At 55.2% G+C, this 15,349-nt stretch carries 22 protein-coding genes; 20 read left to right on the top strand and 2 right to left on the bottom strand.

Annotated features, from left to right (window positions below; translation table 11 throughout):
- The first annotated feature begins 7 nt into the window (after positions 1-7).
- From RBR25_RS11620 to RBR25_RS11700, 17 genes are all read left to right on the top strand, one after another.
- A complete protein-coding gene (locus RBR25_RS11620) occupies positions 8-1,399 on the top strand; it encodes a hypothetical protein (protein ID WP_432819718.1) in 1,392 nt (463 codons plus the stop codon).
- Positions 1,396-2,682 carry a glycosyltransferase family 4 protein gene (locus RBR25_RS11625; protein WP_432819719.1) on the top strand — a complete coding sequence of 429 codons (1,287 nt, stop codon included), beginning with the start codon at positions 1,396-1,398 and terminating at the stop codon, positions 2,680-2,682. The genes RBR25_RS11620 and RBR25_RS11625 overlap by 4 nt, the downstream gene beginning before the upstream one ends.
- A 1-nt stretch (position 2,683) precedes the next feature.
- Entirely contained in the window at positions 2,684-4,000 is a 1,317-nt protein-coding gene (locus RBR25_RS11630; protein WP_432819720.1) for an O-antigen ligase family protein, read from the top strand.
- Positions 4,001-4,264: 264 nt separating this feature from the next.
- On the top strand, positions 4,265-4,642 hold the full coding sequence (locus RBR25_RS11635; protein WP_432819721.1) for a GxxExxY protein: 378 nt from the start codon (positions 4,265-4,267) through the stop codon (positions 4,640-4,642).
- 148 nt (positions 4,643-4,790) lie between these two features.
- Positions 4,791-5,915, top strand: a complete 1,125-nt coding sequence (locus RBR25_RS11640) for a glycosyltransferase family 4 protein (protein ID WP_432819722.1) — start codon at positions 4,791-4,793, stop codon at positions 5,913-5,915.
- Between the two features lie 166 nt (positions 5,916-6,081).
- Entirely contained in the window at positions 6,082-6,339 is a 258-nt protein-coding gene (locus RBR25_RS11645; RefSeq protein ID WP_432819723.1) for a type II toxin-antitoxin system RelE family toxin, read from the top strand.
- On the top strand, positions 6,336-6,710 hold the full coding sequence (locus tag RBR25_RS11650; RefSeq protein WP_432819724.1) for a helix-turn-helix domain-containing protein: 375 nt from the start codon (positions 6,336-6,338) through the stop codon (positions 6,708-6,710). The genes RBR25_RS11645 and RBR25_RS11650 overlap by 4 nt, the downstream gene beginning before the upstream one ends.
- Positions 6,711-6,821: 111 nt before the next feature.
- The gene (locus tag RBR25_RS11655) at positions 6,822-7,115 is read left to right on the top strand and encodes a HigA family addiction module antitoxin (protein ID WP_432819725.1); all 294 of its coding nucleotides are present in this window, start codon (positions 6,822-6,824) and stop codon (positions 7,113-7,115) included.
- Positions 7,116-7,407: 292 nt separating this feature from the next.
- On the top strand, positions 7,408-7,638 hold the full coding sequence (locus tag RBR25_RS11660) for a type II toxin-antitoxin system CcdA family antitoxin (protein WP_432819726.1): 231 nt from the start codon (positions 7,408-7,410) through the stop codon (positions 7,636-7,638).
- Entirely contained in the window at positions 7,638-7,940 is a 303-nt protein-coding gene (locus tag RBR25_RS11665) for a CcdB family protein (RefSeq protein WP_432819727.1), read from the top strand. Before RBR25_RS11660 ends, RBR25_RS11665 begins: the two co-directional genes overlap by 1 nt.
- A gap of 89 nt (positions 7,941-8,029) precedes the next feature.
- Positions 8,030-8,305 (top strand): type II toxin-antitoxin system Phd/YefM family antitoxin, encoded by a 276-nt coding sequence (locus RBR25_RS11670; RefSeq protein ID WP_092056318.1) that lies wholly within the window; start codon positions 8,030-8,032, stop codon positions 8,303-8,305.
- Complete coding sequence (locus RBR25_RS11675; RefSeq protein WP_432819728.1) at positions 8,302-8,628, top strand: type II toxin-antitoxin system RelE/ParE family toxin; 327 nt, start codon at positions 8,302-8,304, stop codon at positions 8,626-8,628. The genes RBR25_RS11670 and RBR25_RS11675 overlap by 4 nt, the downstream gene beginning before the upstream one ends.
- A gap of 259 nt (positions 8,629-8,887) precedes the next feature.
- A complete protein-coding gene (locus RBR25_RS11680) occupies positions 8,888-9,313 on the top strand; it encodes a nucleotidyltransferase substrate binding protein (RefSeq protein WP_432819729.1) in 426 nt (141 codons plus the stop codon).
- Complete coding sequence (locus RBR25_RS11685; protein ID WP_432819730.1) at positions 9,310-9,636, top strand: nucleotidyltransferase domain-containing protein; 327 nt, start codon at positions 9,310-9,312, stop codon at positions 9,634-9,636. Before RBR25_RS11680 ends, RBR25_RS11685 begins: the two co-directional genes overlap by 4 nt.
- A 313-nt stretch (positions 9,637-9,949) precedes the next feature.
- Positions 9,950-10,183 (top strand): FitA-like ribbon-helix-helix domain-containing protein, encoded by a 234-nt coding sequence (locus RBR25_RS11690; protein WP_432819731.1) that lies wholly within the window; start codon positions 9,950-9,952, stop codon positions 10,181-10,183.
- The gene (locus tag RBR25_RS11695) at positions 10,180-10,602 is read left to right on the top strand and encodes a type II toxin-antitoxin system VapC family toxin (RefSeq protein WP_432819732.1); all 423 of its coding nucleotides are present in this window, start codon (positions 10,180-10,182) and stop codon (positions 10,600-10,602) included. Before RBR25_RS11690 ends, RBR25_RS11695 begins: the two co-directional genes overlap by 4 nt.
- An 87-nt stretch (positions 10,603-10,689) precedes the next feature.
- Positions 10,690-10,998, top strand: a complete 309-nt coding sequence (locus tag RBR25_RS11700) for a nucleotidyltransferase domain-containing protein (protein WP_432819733.1) — start codon at positions 10,690-10,692, stop codon at positions 10,996-10,998.
- Between the two features lie 420 nt (positions 10,999-11,418).
- On the opposite strand, the gene RBR25_RS11705 is transcribed toward RBR25_RS11700, so the two are convergent.
- Entirely contained in the window at positions 11,419-11,820 is a 402-nt protein-coding gene (locus RBR25_RS11705; RefSeq protein ID WP_432819734.1) for a type II toxin-antitoxin system VapC family toxin, read from the bottom strand.
- Positions 11,808-12,038, bottom strand: a complete 231-nt coding sequence (locus RBR25_RS11710; RefSeq protein WP_432819735.1) for an AbrB/MazE/SpoVT family DNA-binding domain-containing protein — start codon at positions 12,036-12,038, stop codon at positions 11,808-11,810. Before RBR25_RS11710 ends, RBR25_RS11705 begins: the two co-directional genes overlap by 13 nt.
- Positions 12,039-12,407: 369 nt before the next feature.
- Between RBR25_RS11710 and RBR25_RS11715 the strand changes: the two genes are divergently transcribed.
- The 3 genes from RBR25_RS11715 (at position 12,408) to RBR25_RS11725 (ending at position 15,279) form a co-directional block, all read left to right on the top strand.
- Entirely contained in the window at positions 12,408-13,553 is a 1,146-nt protein-coding gene (locus tag RBR25_RS11715) for a glycosyltransferase (protein WP_432819736.1), read from the top strand.
- 189 nt (positions 13,554-13,742) lie between these two features.
- Complete coding sequence (locus RBR25_RS11720; RefSeq protein WP_432819737.1) at positions 13,743-15,002, top strand: ATP-grasp domain-containing protein; 1,260 nt, start codon at positions 13,743-13,745, stop codon at positions 15,000-15,002.
- 58 nt (positions 15,003-15,060) lie between these two features.
- Entirely contained in the window at positions 15,061-15,279 is a 219-nt protein-coding gene (locus tag RBR25_RS11725) for a GxxExxY protein (RefSeq protein WP_432819738.1), read from the top strand.
- The last annotated feature ends 70 nt before the right edge of the window (positions 15,280-15,349 follow it).

The raw sequence follows: 15,349 nt of genomic DNA on the forward strand, positions 1-15,349 counted from the left end.
TATAAACATGTTTTTTAATCGAATAAAATCGAATAAAACTGAAAATTATCTAGATCTGAAGAAAATATTTCAGCTCGATGGGACTTGTTTGATCGACTGTTTGAGTGATTCTAATAAAAAGAAAATTACTAGTACTATTGCTTTGTCTTCCTACGGCTCGGCTAATAAAGACATATTTCTTGTCACGAAAAAATGTATCTATTTAAATGAATTCTTTCCTTCTTTCATTTGGGAAAGTCTACCACTTCATTCTAATAAAAACATAAGGGAACTAATAAATAACGAAATTTTTATAACACTGCAGTGTTCAGGGTTGCCCTTGATCCAAAAATGGTATTGGCCCAATGGGTGTCGAAGTTTTTTTAGCTTTCGGGCCGATATGGATGCCGGTGATGAAACTGGTCTGTTGCGATTTGTTGATACTATTCGTCCTTGGTCGAAAAGTTTGTCCTTGTTTGTTTGTGGGAAGGCGTATGTGGGGAAGGCGCATCTTTTACAAGAAGTCGTTGGCTTGGGGTCTGAGGTCGGGAACCACACTTTTGTTCACTATGTTTTTGACGATAAAAAACGTAATCGGAAAAATCTTGAACTGACAGAGGATTTGTTAGCAGGTGTCGGTGTTGTTCCTAAAGGGTATGTCGGACCGGCCAGTTTCTGGCATCCATCGATGTACGATGTTTTAGAGGAAAAGGGGTATCAGTACGCCAGTTCTTTTGGCGTTGGTCATGATGACTTTCCTTTTTTCCTGTCAAAGAATGATTCCGAAGCTTACAGCATGGTTGAAATCCCTTTTCACTGTCTCGGAGACCGCTTCCCCAAGTTTGGTTTAGAACTTGGTTCAGAGGAAGTGGGCCGTTTTTTCGAGCAATTGTTGGAAAAGAAATATCATTCCTGTGAGCCCATGTTCATCTATGGCCATCCCGATATGCCAGGGCGCATGGGTGATTGTCCTCAGTTAGTTAAGCGCATCTGTCAGAAGGCGCTGTCTTACGAGGACGTTTGTACCGGCAATATGGCGGATATCGCCGCGTGGTGGCGCAGGCGTGACAGTGCCACGGCTAACATCGAATTCGACAAAGTCAACAACCGAGTTTTTGCCACCGATTACCAAGCGAGCCCCGATGTGTTTTGGAGCATTCAAGTCACAGAAGATTGCAAATACCTTGTCAGTGGACAGGATCTTCAAGCGGGAGTCAGTCTCGACTCGTTGGATTCTTATAAAAAAATCGACTTGTCGCATATCCCCTTTGCCAAGGTTGGGGAAGTAGTTGATTGCCCTCCTGAGAAAGAAAATTTGCGAAAAAGGCTTGGTAATTGGCGCCGTGAATATCAGCGCAAACGGAAAATGATTCACCAATTAAATACGACTTATAAGCAGGTGAAAGGGGCCATCCCTTGAATTTTTTACATATTTCAGCACTTCCCGTTTGGTCCATGGATGGCAAAGGGGGCATGCCGTCATTGCGGGAAACCCTCAAGGGCCACTTGGCTGCGGGCCATCATATTGAGTTGGTTCTCCCCCAGTACGATCCGTTTTCAGACGATGAACAGCCCTTGTTCGTTCCTGAGGGGCAGAAGCTGGTTTTGCATTTTGCACCTTGTCGATGGTTACTGACATTGAAGAAGCTGCGGATAAAGGCCCGGGGTAAGGGTGATGCCGTCCCCTTTGCTTTTCGATGGATTTTGAATGTCGGCATGCTGTTAGGGCTGACTGTCAGTCTAATGGCGAAGTCCTTTCAAGTTCGGCGGAATGGATTCGTGCCGCAACTGGTTTATGCCCATAACCAATATGCGGCTTTGGCGGGTTTTTTGCTCGGCCGCTGGTTCAAGGTGCCCAACGTCACTCGCCTTTACGGCACCTTCTTGGCCGATTTGATGAACAGGCCTTTCGTCGGCCTGCGCTACCCGACCGCCGCAGCCGGTTATCTGGTCCCGTCCTCGCTGCTGATCTGCGCCAACGACGGCACCCGTGGTGATGAAGTGGCCCGCAAGTTCGGGACTCCTGACCACCGCTTCCGGTTCTGGCAAAATGGTGTCGAACCCCCTTCGCAACCACCGCAGGTCACCCGCGCCGACCTGGTCGCCCGTTTTGGTCCGCAACTTAGGTTGGAAAGTCGTTGGGCGGTATCCTGCTCCCGCCTGAGTTACTGGAAGCGCATCGACCGGATGTTGCGGGCTCTGGCTGTCTGCCGGGGGACAGGCGTCGATTGTCAACTGGTGGTTGCCGGTGACGGCCCGGAGAAAGAAAATCTGCGGACGTTGGCTACAGAACTCGGGGTTTCCGATCAGGTCGTGTGGTTGGGGGCCGTGGCTCATGACGACATTTGGGCGCTGATGAACACCGCCGATATGTTCATGATCACCAACGACGTCACCAACCGCTGTAATCCCCTTTACGAAGCAGCTTGGGCCGGGTTGCCGGTTCTCTCCGTCAATGACCCTTCGACATCCGATCTTTTGCATCATCGTGAAAATGCCTTGTTGGCTGAGAAGGACGACAAGGAAGCCCTGGGCAAATTGCTCGCGGAGATCTGCCGGGATGAGCCATTGCGTGAACGGCTCGGCCAGGCACAGAAGCAACTATCTGAAACATTCTGGACCTGGGAAGAGCGGATGCGGGTTGAAGTGGCAGAGTTGGAAAAGCTGGTGCCCGGTGTCGATGTTATGACAGGAGGCCGTTAGCATGTCATTGAAGGGATTGATCTTTATTGGCCTGTTCGGCTTTTGCGTGGTCGGCGCTGTTTTTCTGCCGCATCTGGGCATTTACGCTTATCTCGCCGATTACTGTATCAATCCCAGCGATCAGTGGTGGGGGCGGCCCTTCGCCCAAATGGGTTTGCGCGTCTCGTTCACTCTGGCCCTAGCCACTATTGCCGGCATCGTTTTTCAATGGAAGAAATTGAGCTTCGGTGAGGCTTTGCTCTATCCCCAGGAAAAGATCTTACTGGCCTTTTTGCTCTTGGTTTGGCTGCTGGTTTTTGTTGGCCCGGAAACCGTCGGACGTTATGGCAGCGTCGACCATCCTTCGATCAAACTTACAAAAATCGTGATCTTCACCCTGATGATGACCCATGTCATCACCGATCTGAAGAAACTCAGCGGCCTTTTCTGGGTCTTGGCGACGGCCGGCTTGATTCTGGGGATAAAAGCCTGGCAGACGCCCTACGGGCGCTTTGTCGGGGGGCGGTTGGAAAATATCGGCGGCGCCGATTTCGCCGAAGCCAACTTTTTTGCCGCGTTCATGGCGGCGATGCTGCCGATCATCGGCATCCAGTTCCTGCGCAGTAAACACTGGCTCGTAAAGCTTTATGCCCTTGGCTGTGGGGCGTTTACCGCCAACGCCGTCATTCTCTGCCGCAGTCGCGGTGCGTTTCTCGGGGTGGCCATGGGAGCCGTCGCGGCTTTGTGGTTTGCGCCAAAGAGGCTACGGAAAAAAATTCTGGTTCTGCTGATTGTCGGTGCCTTGGGGGGTCTTTACCTGACTGATGATCTTTTTGTCGAACGGATTTCGACCATTACGACCGATCAGCAAGAGATGGACTCTTCAACCTCCAGCCGGATTGAACTTTGGAAAGCGGGGGCGAAGATGGTGCTCAATAACCCGGTTGGGATTGGTCCCGGTAACTGGTATCAGACTATCGGACACTACATCCCTGAATATGAAGGCAAAGATTCCCACAATACCTATGTGAAATGTGCTGCCGAACTGGGGTTGCTGGGGATTTCCCTGTTTGTTTTCTTGCTCTGGCAGACCTATGGCACCCTCAAGAAGGTGCATGGCGGAGCGGGTGGTTTGGTTGCGGAAGATGCCGAGGACTTCAGCCAGTTCTATTTTGCTCTGACCGTTTCCCTGGTTGTCATTCTCACCTGCGGGATCGCCATAACCATGATCTATACCGAAGTCGTCTGGCTACTGCTCATGCTGCCGATCTGCCTGCGCCGGGCCTACGATAACCACGTCATGGGGGAGGTGCCAGGGGGGGCGAGGCCGTTATTTTAAGGCAAAAAACCTGTTCTCACGCCCGTTCGCTGTGCTCACTCAAGCCGCAAAGCCGCGGTAACTGCTTAAATTTCTAGGTTTTTAAGGTTCTAACCGCGTCTTAGCGTCTTTGCGTGAGGCTAAGGTTTTAGGGTTTTGTTTTCACGCCCGTTCGCTTCGCTCACTCAAGCCGCAAAGCCGCAGTAACGGCATAAAATCTCTAGGTCTTTAAGGTATTAACCGCGTCTTGGCGTCTTCGCGTAAGGCCGGGTTTCGGGGTTCCCCATGTATGAGAACGACATCGCGCAGCATATTGTTTCCGCCGCCTTCAAGCTGCATTTGAACCTGGGGCCGGGGCTGCTCGAATCTGTTTACGAGACGATTCTTGCCCATGAACTTCTGGGCAGAGGGCTTTCCGTCGAACGGCAGAAGCGGATACCGATAACCTATGAAGGGCTGAATTTCGACGAAGGGTTTCGCGCCGATCTGATTGTCAATAACCGCGTGATCGTGGAACTGAAGTCGGTAGAGAAGATCGCCCCGGTCCACAAGAAGCAGTTGCTCACCTATCTGCGGTTGGCCGATTGCAAACTCGGTCTCCTGATAAACTTCGGCGCCCCAACGATGAAAGAGGGGATTTCACGGGTGGTGAACGGGCTGTGAAAGCTTGTTTCTCACGCCCGTTCGCTGCGCTCACTCAAGCCGCAAAGCCGCAGTAAAAACATAAAATCCTTGGTTTTTTAAAGGTTCTAACCGCTTCTTTGCGTCTTTGCGTGAGACAGGTTTTCAAGTTTTAAGATTCGAGGTTCCCTTGGTTTCTTCAACCGCACATCCCCGCATCGCCCTCCTCCTCTCCGAACTCCGCCCCGGCGGGATGGAGCGGGTCGTCGTGCATCTGGCCAAGGGGCTTGCGGCGCGGAATATCCCGGTGCTGGTGATCTGCCTGCAAGGCGAAGGGCTTCTCGCTTCCGAGTTCGGGGGGACGGCGGTGCGGCTGACGGCACTCAACAGTTACAGCGGCAAGGATCTCGGCGCGGTCTGGCGGCTGCGTCGGGAACTCAACCGCTTCAAACCCTCGGTCATCCATCTGCACGACTACGCCAGCCTCCCTTACGCCCTGGCCGCCAATGCTCTGGCCGGGCGCCGCCCCATCCTATTCAGCGCTCATGGCCTGCTTTACGAAGGCTTTGAAAGCCTTAAATCCAGATACCGTTTCTTGTCCCGCTTCATCACCGCCTTTTCCGCCGTTTCCGACAAAGTCGCTGCCCGGCACCGGGATTACCTAGCTTGGCCTCGACCTATCCAGATCATCGCCAATGGCGTTCCCGCTGTTCCCCGCGATGCCGACGACCGCGAGCGGGTACGCTCCGAGTTAGGTTGCGAACCGGGGGATTTCCTCTTTCTGGCGGTCGGCAACCCCCGCCCCGAAAAAGCTTTCGAAGACCTCATCGACGCCGTGGCGCTGCTGCCGGCCGGCCGGAAGATCCGGGTGGTCGTTGCCGGCACGCTGAACGAAAGCGATTACTGCCGCATGCTCAAACAACGGGTCGAAGAACGGCAGGTGGGGGAGCGCTTTCGCTTTCTCGGCTTCCGCCAGGATACCGCCGCCCTCTACGCCGCCGCCGATGCTTTCGTCCTCTCCAGCCGCAGCGAAGGGCTGCCGATGGTCATTCTCGAAGCGATGATGGCCGGTCTGCCGGTGGTGGCGACCAGGGTCGGTGGCATTCCCGACGCGGTGGGGGAACAGGCGCTGCTGGTCGACGCCGCGCAACCGGCGCAGTTGGCGGCGGCCATGACCCGGCTGATCACCGAGCCCAGCCTGGCTGAGACCCTCGGTGTTGCCGGAAAGGCTTACGCAGAAAAAAACTTCGGCGTCGAGCGAATGGTGGATGCGTATATCGAGTGGTACAGGCGAGTGCTGAGAGGTGAGGTCTAATTAGCCACAGACCCACACAGACCAAGGCGGACAGAATCTTTTGGTCCACGGAAAACACGGAAAGCACGGAAGAAAACCGAAAGTCAAAGCCTTGGGTTTTGGATCGGGCCGGGGAGCGCTGCCGTGCCTCTCTTGAATGGTTGTTTGCTTTATGCTAACTTGAGCCATGTTTACCGTCGATTATTCAAAAGCTGCCCGAAAGACACTCAAGGCCATGCCGCGCAATGTCGCCAAACTGATCTGCGAGAAGATCGAGGCGCTGGCCGTGGATCCTTTCGCCGCGAACAACAATGTCCTGAAATTGACCAATCACCCGGGCTATCGGTTACGGGTCGGCGATTGGCGCGTTGTGTATCTCGTTCATGAAGAGGCGTTGCTGATCGCTGTTGTGCGTATCGCATCGCGGGGAGATGTGTATCAATGAAAGCACAGATTATCGAAAAAAACGGTAAGCCGGAATACGCGGTCATTCCCTATGCCGATTATCTGCGCATGCTGGCGTTTATGGAGGATAAGGCCGATGCGCGGGTCGTTGCCGAATTTTATGACAGTTATGCCGCCGGCCTTGAACCGCTTGTCCCCGCCGAAATTCTCCGGCGTGAACTGGAGGGGGAATCCCCCATGAAACTCTGGCGCGAGCATCGGGGACTGACCCAGCAGGCGCTTGCCGACCAATCGGGCATCAGCAAACCCTATCTGTCCCAGATAGAATCCGGCAAACGGCAAGGAACCGTCGAAACCCTGGCGGCCATTGCCCGGGTGTTGGATGTGCCGCTGGAATTTTTGACGGGATGAGAAACCTGGGGCATGCACCGGACCCCCCTTATCCCGTCAAAAAAACTTTTAAGATTTTGTCCGTGCTTTCCGTGTTTTCCGTGGACAGATCAGGTTTGAAAGGCAAAGGTTATGACCAACTCTATGCGGCCGATTCATCCCGGCGAGATCCTTCGCGAAGAGATGGAGGAATTGCAGCTCTCCGCCCGTCAGCTGGCTACCGCTCTTCACGTGCCCCCCAACCGAATCACCGGAATTCTCAATGAGCAACGGGCAGTGACGGCGGATACCGCCTTGCGTCTGTCCCGCTTTTTCGGCACGACCCCGGAATTCTGGATGAACCTGCAGGCGGCCTATGAGCTGCGTCAGACCCGTTTTGTCCATGGGGAAAAAATTAGCAAGGAAGTTCAGCCCCATGCGGCCTGAGAGAATGTTATTCATGCGGTATTGTGATTCTGTTCGCGGCTAAAAGGCAATGAGCCACAGGTCCACACAGACCAAGGCGGCGGATAGAATCTTTTGGGTCCACGGAAAACACGGAAAGCAAGGAAAAAAATCTGAAAACAGAAAATCTTTTCAAGGTTTTGTCCGTGATTTCCGTGCTTTCCGTGGACAGAAAATAGCTTCTAAAGTCTCTATGTTTTTACCGGCCAGGTTGCTTGACGACACCCCCTCCTGACCCTATGCTGTACGCATTCAATGCGCATGGGAGGTGCTTGTGAATACCGCGAAAAAACAACCGGCGAATCTGAGTATCCGCGGCGACCTGTTGCGCCAGGCCAAGGCTCGCAATATCAATCTGTCGCAAACGCTGGAAGAAAGTTTGACGAAAATCCTCAAGGAGCAGGATCGCCAGACTTGGCTGGAGGAGAACCGCGAGGCGATGGAAGCGGCGAACCGGTTCGTGGCTGAGCACGGGTTGTGGAGCGACGGGCTGCGGAGATTCTGATGGCGCAATTCGACATCTATGCCCATCAGGGGGAAGGGATCGACTATCTGCTCGATCTGCAGGATGAACTCCTCGAACCTCTGACGACGCGGGTGGTGGCGCCGCTGGCTCGCGCGGAAAACGTCGGGCCGGCGATGAAGACCGTTAATCCCCGCATCCGGATCGGCGGCGCTGACTATCTTCTGCTCACCCAGCTGCTCGCGGCTATCCCCATTGCGGCCCTGGGCCAACCCGTCGCCTCGGCCAAAACGCAACGGACCGAAATTGTCGCCGCCCTCGATTTTCTCTTCACCGGGATTTGAAGGGGTGAGGGGTGAGGTCCGTTCCACAATCATTTCTCCGCTTCTGTTTTGGCGCTGAATTAGGTACGCTAAAAAGACTGGAGGTGCCCATGCATATTACCAACGACATCAAGCCCGTAACCTATCTGAAAGCAAAGACCGCCGAGCTGCTCAAACAGGTCAATGAAACCCAGCGGCCGGTGATCATCACTCAAAACGGGGAAGCCCGGGCGGTCTTGCAGGATGCTCGCAGTTACGAGGAGATGCGCAACGTCATCGGTCTGCTGAAACTTGTTTCCCAGGGGGAAGCGGACGTGCGGGAGGGGAAACATACCGCCCATGACGACCTCTTCGAGCGACTGGAAAAGGAACTGCAACGCCGATGATCGCGAGTTTTCGGGTCGTCTGGACCCATACGGCGGAACGGGATCTGGTCGGCGTCATCGACTATATCGCCCTGGACAGTCCGGGCAATGCATTGCACATCCTCAAAAAGATCCGCCGGCAAGTCGATGCCCTCAAGGATCATCCCGAGCTCGGCCGAATCGCCCCGGAGCTGCAAGCGCAGGGCATCGGTCAGTATCGCGAACTGATTGTCGACCCCTGGCGGATCGTTTTTCGCATCACGGAGGGGAGCGTCTATATCCTGGCGCTGCTCGATGCCCGCCGGAATGTCGAAGATCTTCTGCTGCAACGATTGGTTCGGTAGTCAGAGGACCGATCCATTCCTGTCCACGGAAAACACGGAAAGCACGGAAGAAAACCGAAAGGTCAACGGCTGGGTTTTAGACAGGATAAAGGCGGATCACTGCGGATAGAACCGGATAAGTCTTTGGGGTTGGACTTTACATCCGATTTTATCCACCTTCATCCAGTCAAAAAAGATTTTCAAGATTTTGTCCGTGATTTCCGTGTCTTCCGTGGACAGATTGCCGGTTTTGTCTGATTTTTCTGTGGTTGGGGTGTTCATGGAAAACGACATTCGTTGGAAGCAGCGTTTCAATAATTACCGGCGGGCGTTGCAAACGCTGACGGCGGCGGTTGAACTGGCCGCGCGGCGGGATTTGTCCGATCTCGAAAAGCAGGGATTGATTCAGGGCTTCGAGTTTACCCATGAACTGGCCTGGAACGTGATGAAGGACTATCTCGAAGAGCAGGGGTTTGTTGGGCTGATTGGTTCGAAAAACGTGACGCGGACCGCTTTCAAGAATGCCCTGATCGGCGACGGCGAGGCCTGGATGGATATGATCAAGGCGCGTAATCTCAGTTCCCACACCTACAACACTGAAACGGCCGAAACCATCGCCGAGGATATTTTGCACCGGTTCTATCCGGCCTTTGCCGCGATGGAGAAAACCTTTTCGACCCTGGCGGAAGCGGACCTTGCGGAATGACCAGGTTCGGGTTGAGAGAAAGCACGATTGAAAAAATTAAGGGTGTGCTGGCGGCTTTCCCCGAAGTCGAGAAGGCCGTGTTGTACGGTTCCCGGGCCAAGGGCAATTACAAGCCGGGATCGGACATCGATCTGACCCTGTTCGGTGAGGGGCTCGATCAGCGGCGCTGCGATCAGATCGCGGAGGCCCTCGATGATCTTTTGCTTCCCTATATGATCGACCTGTCGGTTTATGCGTTGCTGCACCACCCAGAACTGGAAGCCCACATTGAGCTGGTCGGGCAGGTGTTTTATGAGCGGGAAAAGGGGTCTTTCCAACCTTAGACAGGTTCTTTTGGTCCACGGAAAACACGGAAGACACGGAAAGGAAACCGAAAGGTCAACGGCTGGGTTTCGGACAGGATAAAGGCGGATAACTGCGGATAAAGGCAGGATAAATCATTTAGGGTGTGGGTTTAACATACGATTTTATCCGCCCTTATCCCGTCAAAAAAGCTTTTCAAAATTTTGTTCGTAATTTCCGTGCCTTCCGTGGGCAGATCAGGTTTTTTTCTGATTTTATCCGCGTTGAAAAACCCTCTGGTATTTATCTTTACAGGCCACGTGCTATCATGTTGCTATCATGTTGGAGGTCGTCATGCCGAACATTCTGGTTCGCAATCTTCCCGACGAGGTCGTGGAGGAACTCAAGCAACGGGCCCGGCGCCACAATCGCCCCTTGCAGCAGGAAGTCAGCGATATTCTCATTCGCAGCGCCCGTCTGGGGCGCGATGTCGCCCACCGTGCCGCAGCCATCCGGGAGCGTTTGCTGGTCAGGGGCGGGAATTTTTCCGATAGTGTCGACTTGCTGCGGGAAGACCGTGGTCGATGATCCGGGTAGTCGATGCCAGCGTGTTGATCAAGGCCTATATCCCCGAAACCGGTTCAGAGCAGGCGGGGGCGTGGGTCGACCGGGTGGAGGAGGGGGCCGTGGAGTTGCTGGCGCCGGATCTGATCTATCCGGAAACGGGCAACATCCTGTGGAAGAAGGTACGCCGGGGCGAGTTGACCGAGGCCGAAGCCCGTGAGATTGGCGCGGCCATTGGGGCTTTGCCGTTACTCATCGAAGCAGGGCGCACACTCCTGCCTTTGGCTTTGGATATTGCCCTAGTGTGCGGAGTCACGGTTTATGATGCCCTGTACGTGGCGTTGGCCGGTGTTTACGATACCCGTATGTTGACGGCGGACGGCAAGCTGGTCGCCCTGCTGGAAAACACCCCTCTGGCGGGGCAGGTGGAACTGCTGGCGTGACGTAGGCCTGAGCCCGGCCAAAGTCGATCGCTTCTCTTTGGGCCACGGAAAACGGATAAATTGGGGGGCGGAGGTTTTGTGTATAACATGGAAAAAATAGAACAGGCGGCGGCGATTCTGAAGCAGGTTGCCCAGCCGGAAAAGATCATTCTGTTTGGCTCTTATGCCCGGGCGGAAGCGCAAAGGGACAGCGATCTCGATATTCTCGTGGTTGAGCGGGAAGTCAAAGATCGTGTCGCCGAGATAGCACGCCTGAATCGGGCCTTGGGTTTTTTGAGGTTGCCGATCGATTTGCTGCTGGTGAGTCAGGAGAAATTCGAGTACTGGTCCGACACGCCGGGAAATGTTTATTATCGGGCGAAGCGCGAAGGGAAGGTCATCTATGAGGCATCGTGAGCAGGCGCTTTTGACGATGGTTCAGCGCCTTCGCCAAATTGTTGTGATGCGCCTGAGTTAATCGGATACTTAGGCCAGAGGTCACACAGGCTAAGGCATTCAGAATCTTTTGGTCCACGGAAAACACGGAAAGCACGGAAAGAAAACCGAAAGGTCAACGGCTGGGTTTTGGACAGGATAAAGGCGGATAACTGCGGATAAAGGCAGGATAAATCTTTGGGTTTTTGGTTTTAACATCAGATTCTATCCGCCCTTCTCCCGTCAAAAAAAGATTTTAAAGATTTTGTCCGTGATTTCCGTGTCTTCCGTGGACAGATTACGGTTTTTGTCCGATTTTGTCTGTGTGTGTCCGTGGCTAAAGAAATGATTGTTATTGGTCGGCGAAGAGCAGAATTTCGAAATCGTTGCCGGCGATTTTTTTCAGCTCTTTATCGTTGGTGATGAAACCCCGTGCGCCCGTATGCCGGGCCGTGGCGAGATGAATGGCATCGGGGTGCGCAGTTGGTGTTCGGCGCGCAGTTGCGCGGCGGCGGCGGCGAGTTCCGACGATAGGGGGATCACCCTTAGGTTAGGATAATGGCTGAGAATGTGCGTGACTTTTTCGGCCAGTTGCGGCTGCCCGGCGCGATAGGCCGGCACCAGGAGTTCGGCGAAGACGAGGGTGGAAATGACCGCAGAAATATTGCCGCGTTCGATCTTTTCGAAGAGGGTTCTGGCGGCGGGATAATAGGCGGGATGTCGTTCGAGGTAGTAGATGAGGGTGACGGTGTCGAGGGCGTAGAGCCCGCCATGGCGTTCTTTGCCGGAAATCAGTCGGTCCATTGCTCCCGCGCCTCGTCCAGTTCTTCCGCATAGTCCCGCCACAGTTCGGAAGCGCAGGCACCGAGGGCATCTGCGGTTGAATCGGGCGCTTTGCGGATCAGGATGACGTTGTCTTCCGCCGTGATTTCCAGCGTATCGCCGGGCTCGATGCGCAACCGCTTGCGAATGGCGGCGGGCAGAACGATCTGGGCTTTACTGCTGAGTTTTGCCGTGGGCATGGTGGACCTCCTCGCCAAGCATCGGGGTTGGGATAAAAGCATAATGCCCTACCTGAAGGTAAAGCGCAGGAGGCTGACTGTCAAGGTGGAATTCCCCCAAAGGTTTTGGTCCACGGAAAACACGGAAAACACGGAAGAAAACCGAAAGGCCAAAGGCTGGTTTTTGGACAGGATAAAGGCGGATAACTGCGGATAAAGGCAGGATAAATCTTTTAAGGTTTGGGTTTTAACATCCGATTTTATCCGCTCTTATCCCGTCAAAAAAGCTTTTCAAGATTTTGTCCGTGATTTCCGTGTCTTCCGTGGACAGATTACGGTTTTTGTCCGATTTTGTCTGTGTGCGTCTGTGGCTGAAATTTTGGGGGCCTTTTGAAAATTCTCTCTTTCTCCTACTGCTTCCCGAACGCATCGAATCCCACCTGGGGGATGTTCGTCTATCAGCGTTTGGCGGCGCTGGCGCGAATGGAAGAGCTGCGGGTCTGTTCGCCGGTGCCCTGGTTCCCCGGGGTGGCGAAGGAGGCCGGCTACCCCGAGGCGCGGCCCTGGCAGGGGCTGCACGTCCATCGCCCGCGTTTTTTCTATATCCCCCGTTTCTTCAAGAACGCCGACGCCCGACTTTACGCCCTCGGGCTCAAGCCCTGGCTGAAGAACCTCGCCCGCGACTGGCGGCCCGACGTGCTCGATGCCCACTTCGTCTGGCCCGATGGGGTCGGGGTGGCGCACCTCGCCCGGGAACTGGGTATCCCCTACGTCATTACCTTGCGCGGGAAGATCTACGAATGCCTGAAGGTGCCGTCCCAGACCCGGCAATGCGCCGAGGCGCTGCGCGGGGCGGCGGCGGTGATCAGCGTCTCGTCGAAGATGGCCGACGAGGCCCACAAGTTGGGTGTGCCTCACGAGCGTCTGCACGTCATCAGCAACGGCGTCGACCGCGAGCATTTCAAACCCCGCGACCGGCGGGAATGCCGAAAACAGCTGGGCCTGCCGGAGGACGGGCGGCTGCTGGTGACGGTGGCGCACCTTGGCTACCGCAAGGGGCATTTTGAGACGATCAAGGCCTTGGCCGGATTGCCGGAGGATGTGCGGCTGGTCATCGTCGGCGGTCCGGCGCAGGGCGGAACGGAGGACGGATTGCGGCAAGTGGCGCGGGCGGCCGGAGCGGAGGCGCGACTCATCCTGCCGGGAAGGCAATCCTATGATAAAATTCCTCTCTACTATGGCGCCGCTGATGTCGGGGTGCTGGCTTCCTATCGGGAAGGCTGCCCCAACGCGGTCCTCGAAAGCTTGGCCTGCGGCACGCCGGTGGTCGCTACCGACGTCGGTGCGGTGCCTGATATCCTCCCCGTCCCCGCCGCCGGCCGCATCGTCCCCGCCGAACAGGTGGAGCCCCTGCGCACGGCCTTGGCCGAGGTGTTGGGTCAATCTTGGGACGCCGAAGAGGTGGTGCGGGCCAGCGGCGTGCGGAGTTGGGAGCAGGTGGCGGAAGAGGTGAGAACCGTTTTTCAAAAACTTTGATGTTTCTTGCCACGGACACACACAGACCAGGGCGGACAGAGGCTTTTGGCCTACGGTTATTCGCTTTTATCCGCCCTTCTTCCATCAGAAAGAATCTATAGCCTTTTCCCGTGCCTTCCGTGGACGGATTATGATTTTTGTCCGCTTTTGTCCGTGTGTGTCCGTGGCTAATAACGAATGGGAGCTTATATGCACTGTGTCAAACCGATCAACCCGTCCCTGATCGACCCGGACCGCCACCGGCGCGTGCTGGCCATTGTCGGCGACACCCAGGTCGGGTTGTGGGTGGTGCGCAGCATGGCTCGTAACGGCCTGACGGTGCATGCCATCGTCAACAGCGCCGAGGGGCAGTCGGCGCATAGCCGTTATGCGGCCAGCGCCTGGACGCTGGAACACCGGCCGAGCCAGCCGGGTTTCGCCGACGAGATCGAAGAGTTGGTGCGGAAGCTTGATGTCGGCTCGATCATGCCGGTCTCGGAGGGCTACCACAATGCGCTGATTGCGGCGCGCGAACGCTTCGAGCCCGAAGTCCATCTCTTCTCGCCGAGCCGCGAGCTCTTCGACAAGTCGACGGACAAGGATTATCTGCAAACCCTTTGCGCCGAACTGGGGATTCCCGTCGCCAAGGGGATGTGCCTCGACGAGCTGATGGAAGAGCACGGTGGGGAAGCCCTGCGTTTTCCCCTGGTGCTGCGCACCCGCCGGCAGAACATCGATGCCGGCAAGGTGCCGCTGAAAGCGGCCTACGCCCGGGATCGTGCCGAACTCGATCGGTGGTACGAGCAGTTCCGGAGTTTCGCTGATAACGTCATTGTTCAGGAGTACCACCCCGGCGCCGAGGAGCACGTGCAGATATTGATGCACAACGGCCAGGCCTTCGCCACCGGCGATTACATCGGCGAGCACCACATGCCCCTGGCCGGCGGCGTCACCACCCAGCGTATCAGCTGCCACCATCAGCCGGTTATCGACGATACCGTCAAGCTGCTGCAAGCCTTGGGCTGGCAGGGGATCGCCGGGGTCCAGTTCCATTACGATCCGGAGACCGGTCAGTACATTTTTCTGGAGATCAACCCGCGCTTCAGCGGCGGCCTGCCGACAGTGATCATGGCCGGTTTCGAGGCCTCGTTCCTGCTTTGGCAAAGCCACTTCGAGCCGGAGAAGATGCAAAAGGGCTCCTATAAAATCGGCCTGCGCTCCCGCATCCTCGGCGGCGAAGCCAACTGGCTGCTCGGTCAGCTGCGCCGCGACCTGCTCCCCCCGGGGCAGAAGCACCTTCACCCCGTCGTTGCCGTGGGAACCTTTATCCGGCACAGTTTTCCGCCCACCCGCGATGACTCATTCCTGTGGGAAGATCCCAAACCCTTCTGGGCCGATTTCAAGCAGATGCTGAAAAAACTCGGCGCCCGCGGGCACGATATTATCGGGCATCCGGAAGGGAAGGTATGATTTAGCCACAGACACACACGGACAAAGGCGGACAAAAGACAAAAAAAGTGAAAGTTCTATGGATTTAAATGAGCTGACATATGCCATAAATGGTGCTGTTTACGAAGTAATCAGAATTCTTGGGTCTGGTTTCCTCGAAAAAGTATACGAAAATGCGTTGGTGTTGGAATTATGTTCACGTGGACTTCGTGCGGCAGGTCAGGTTCCGATCAAAGTGAATCCTGAATCCGTAAGATCACAATCAGAAGAATTTCAGCGAATGCAGATAAGCTATTGATTTTCTTTGTTATTTATGCTACCATCTAGCCCGTCGAAAACTCACTTGGCGGGTGAATTTTATGAAACGT

It is taken from the genome of Trichloromonas sp. (assembly GCF_034006665.1).
In the GTDB taxonomy this organism is placed as follows: Bacteria; Desulfobacterota; Desulfuromonadia; order Desulfuromonadales; family Trichloromonadaceae; genus Trichloromonas.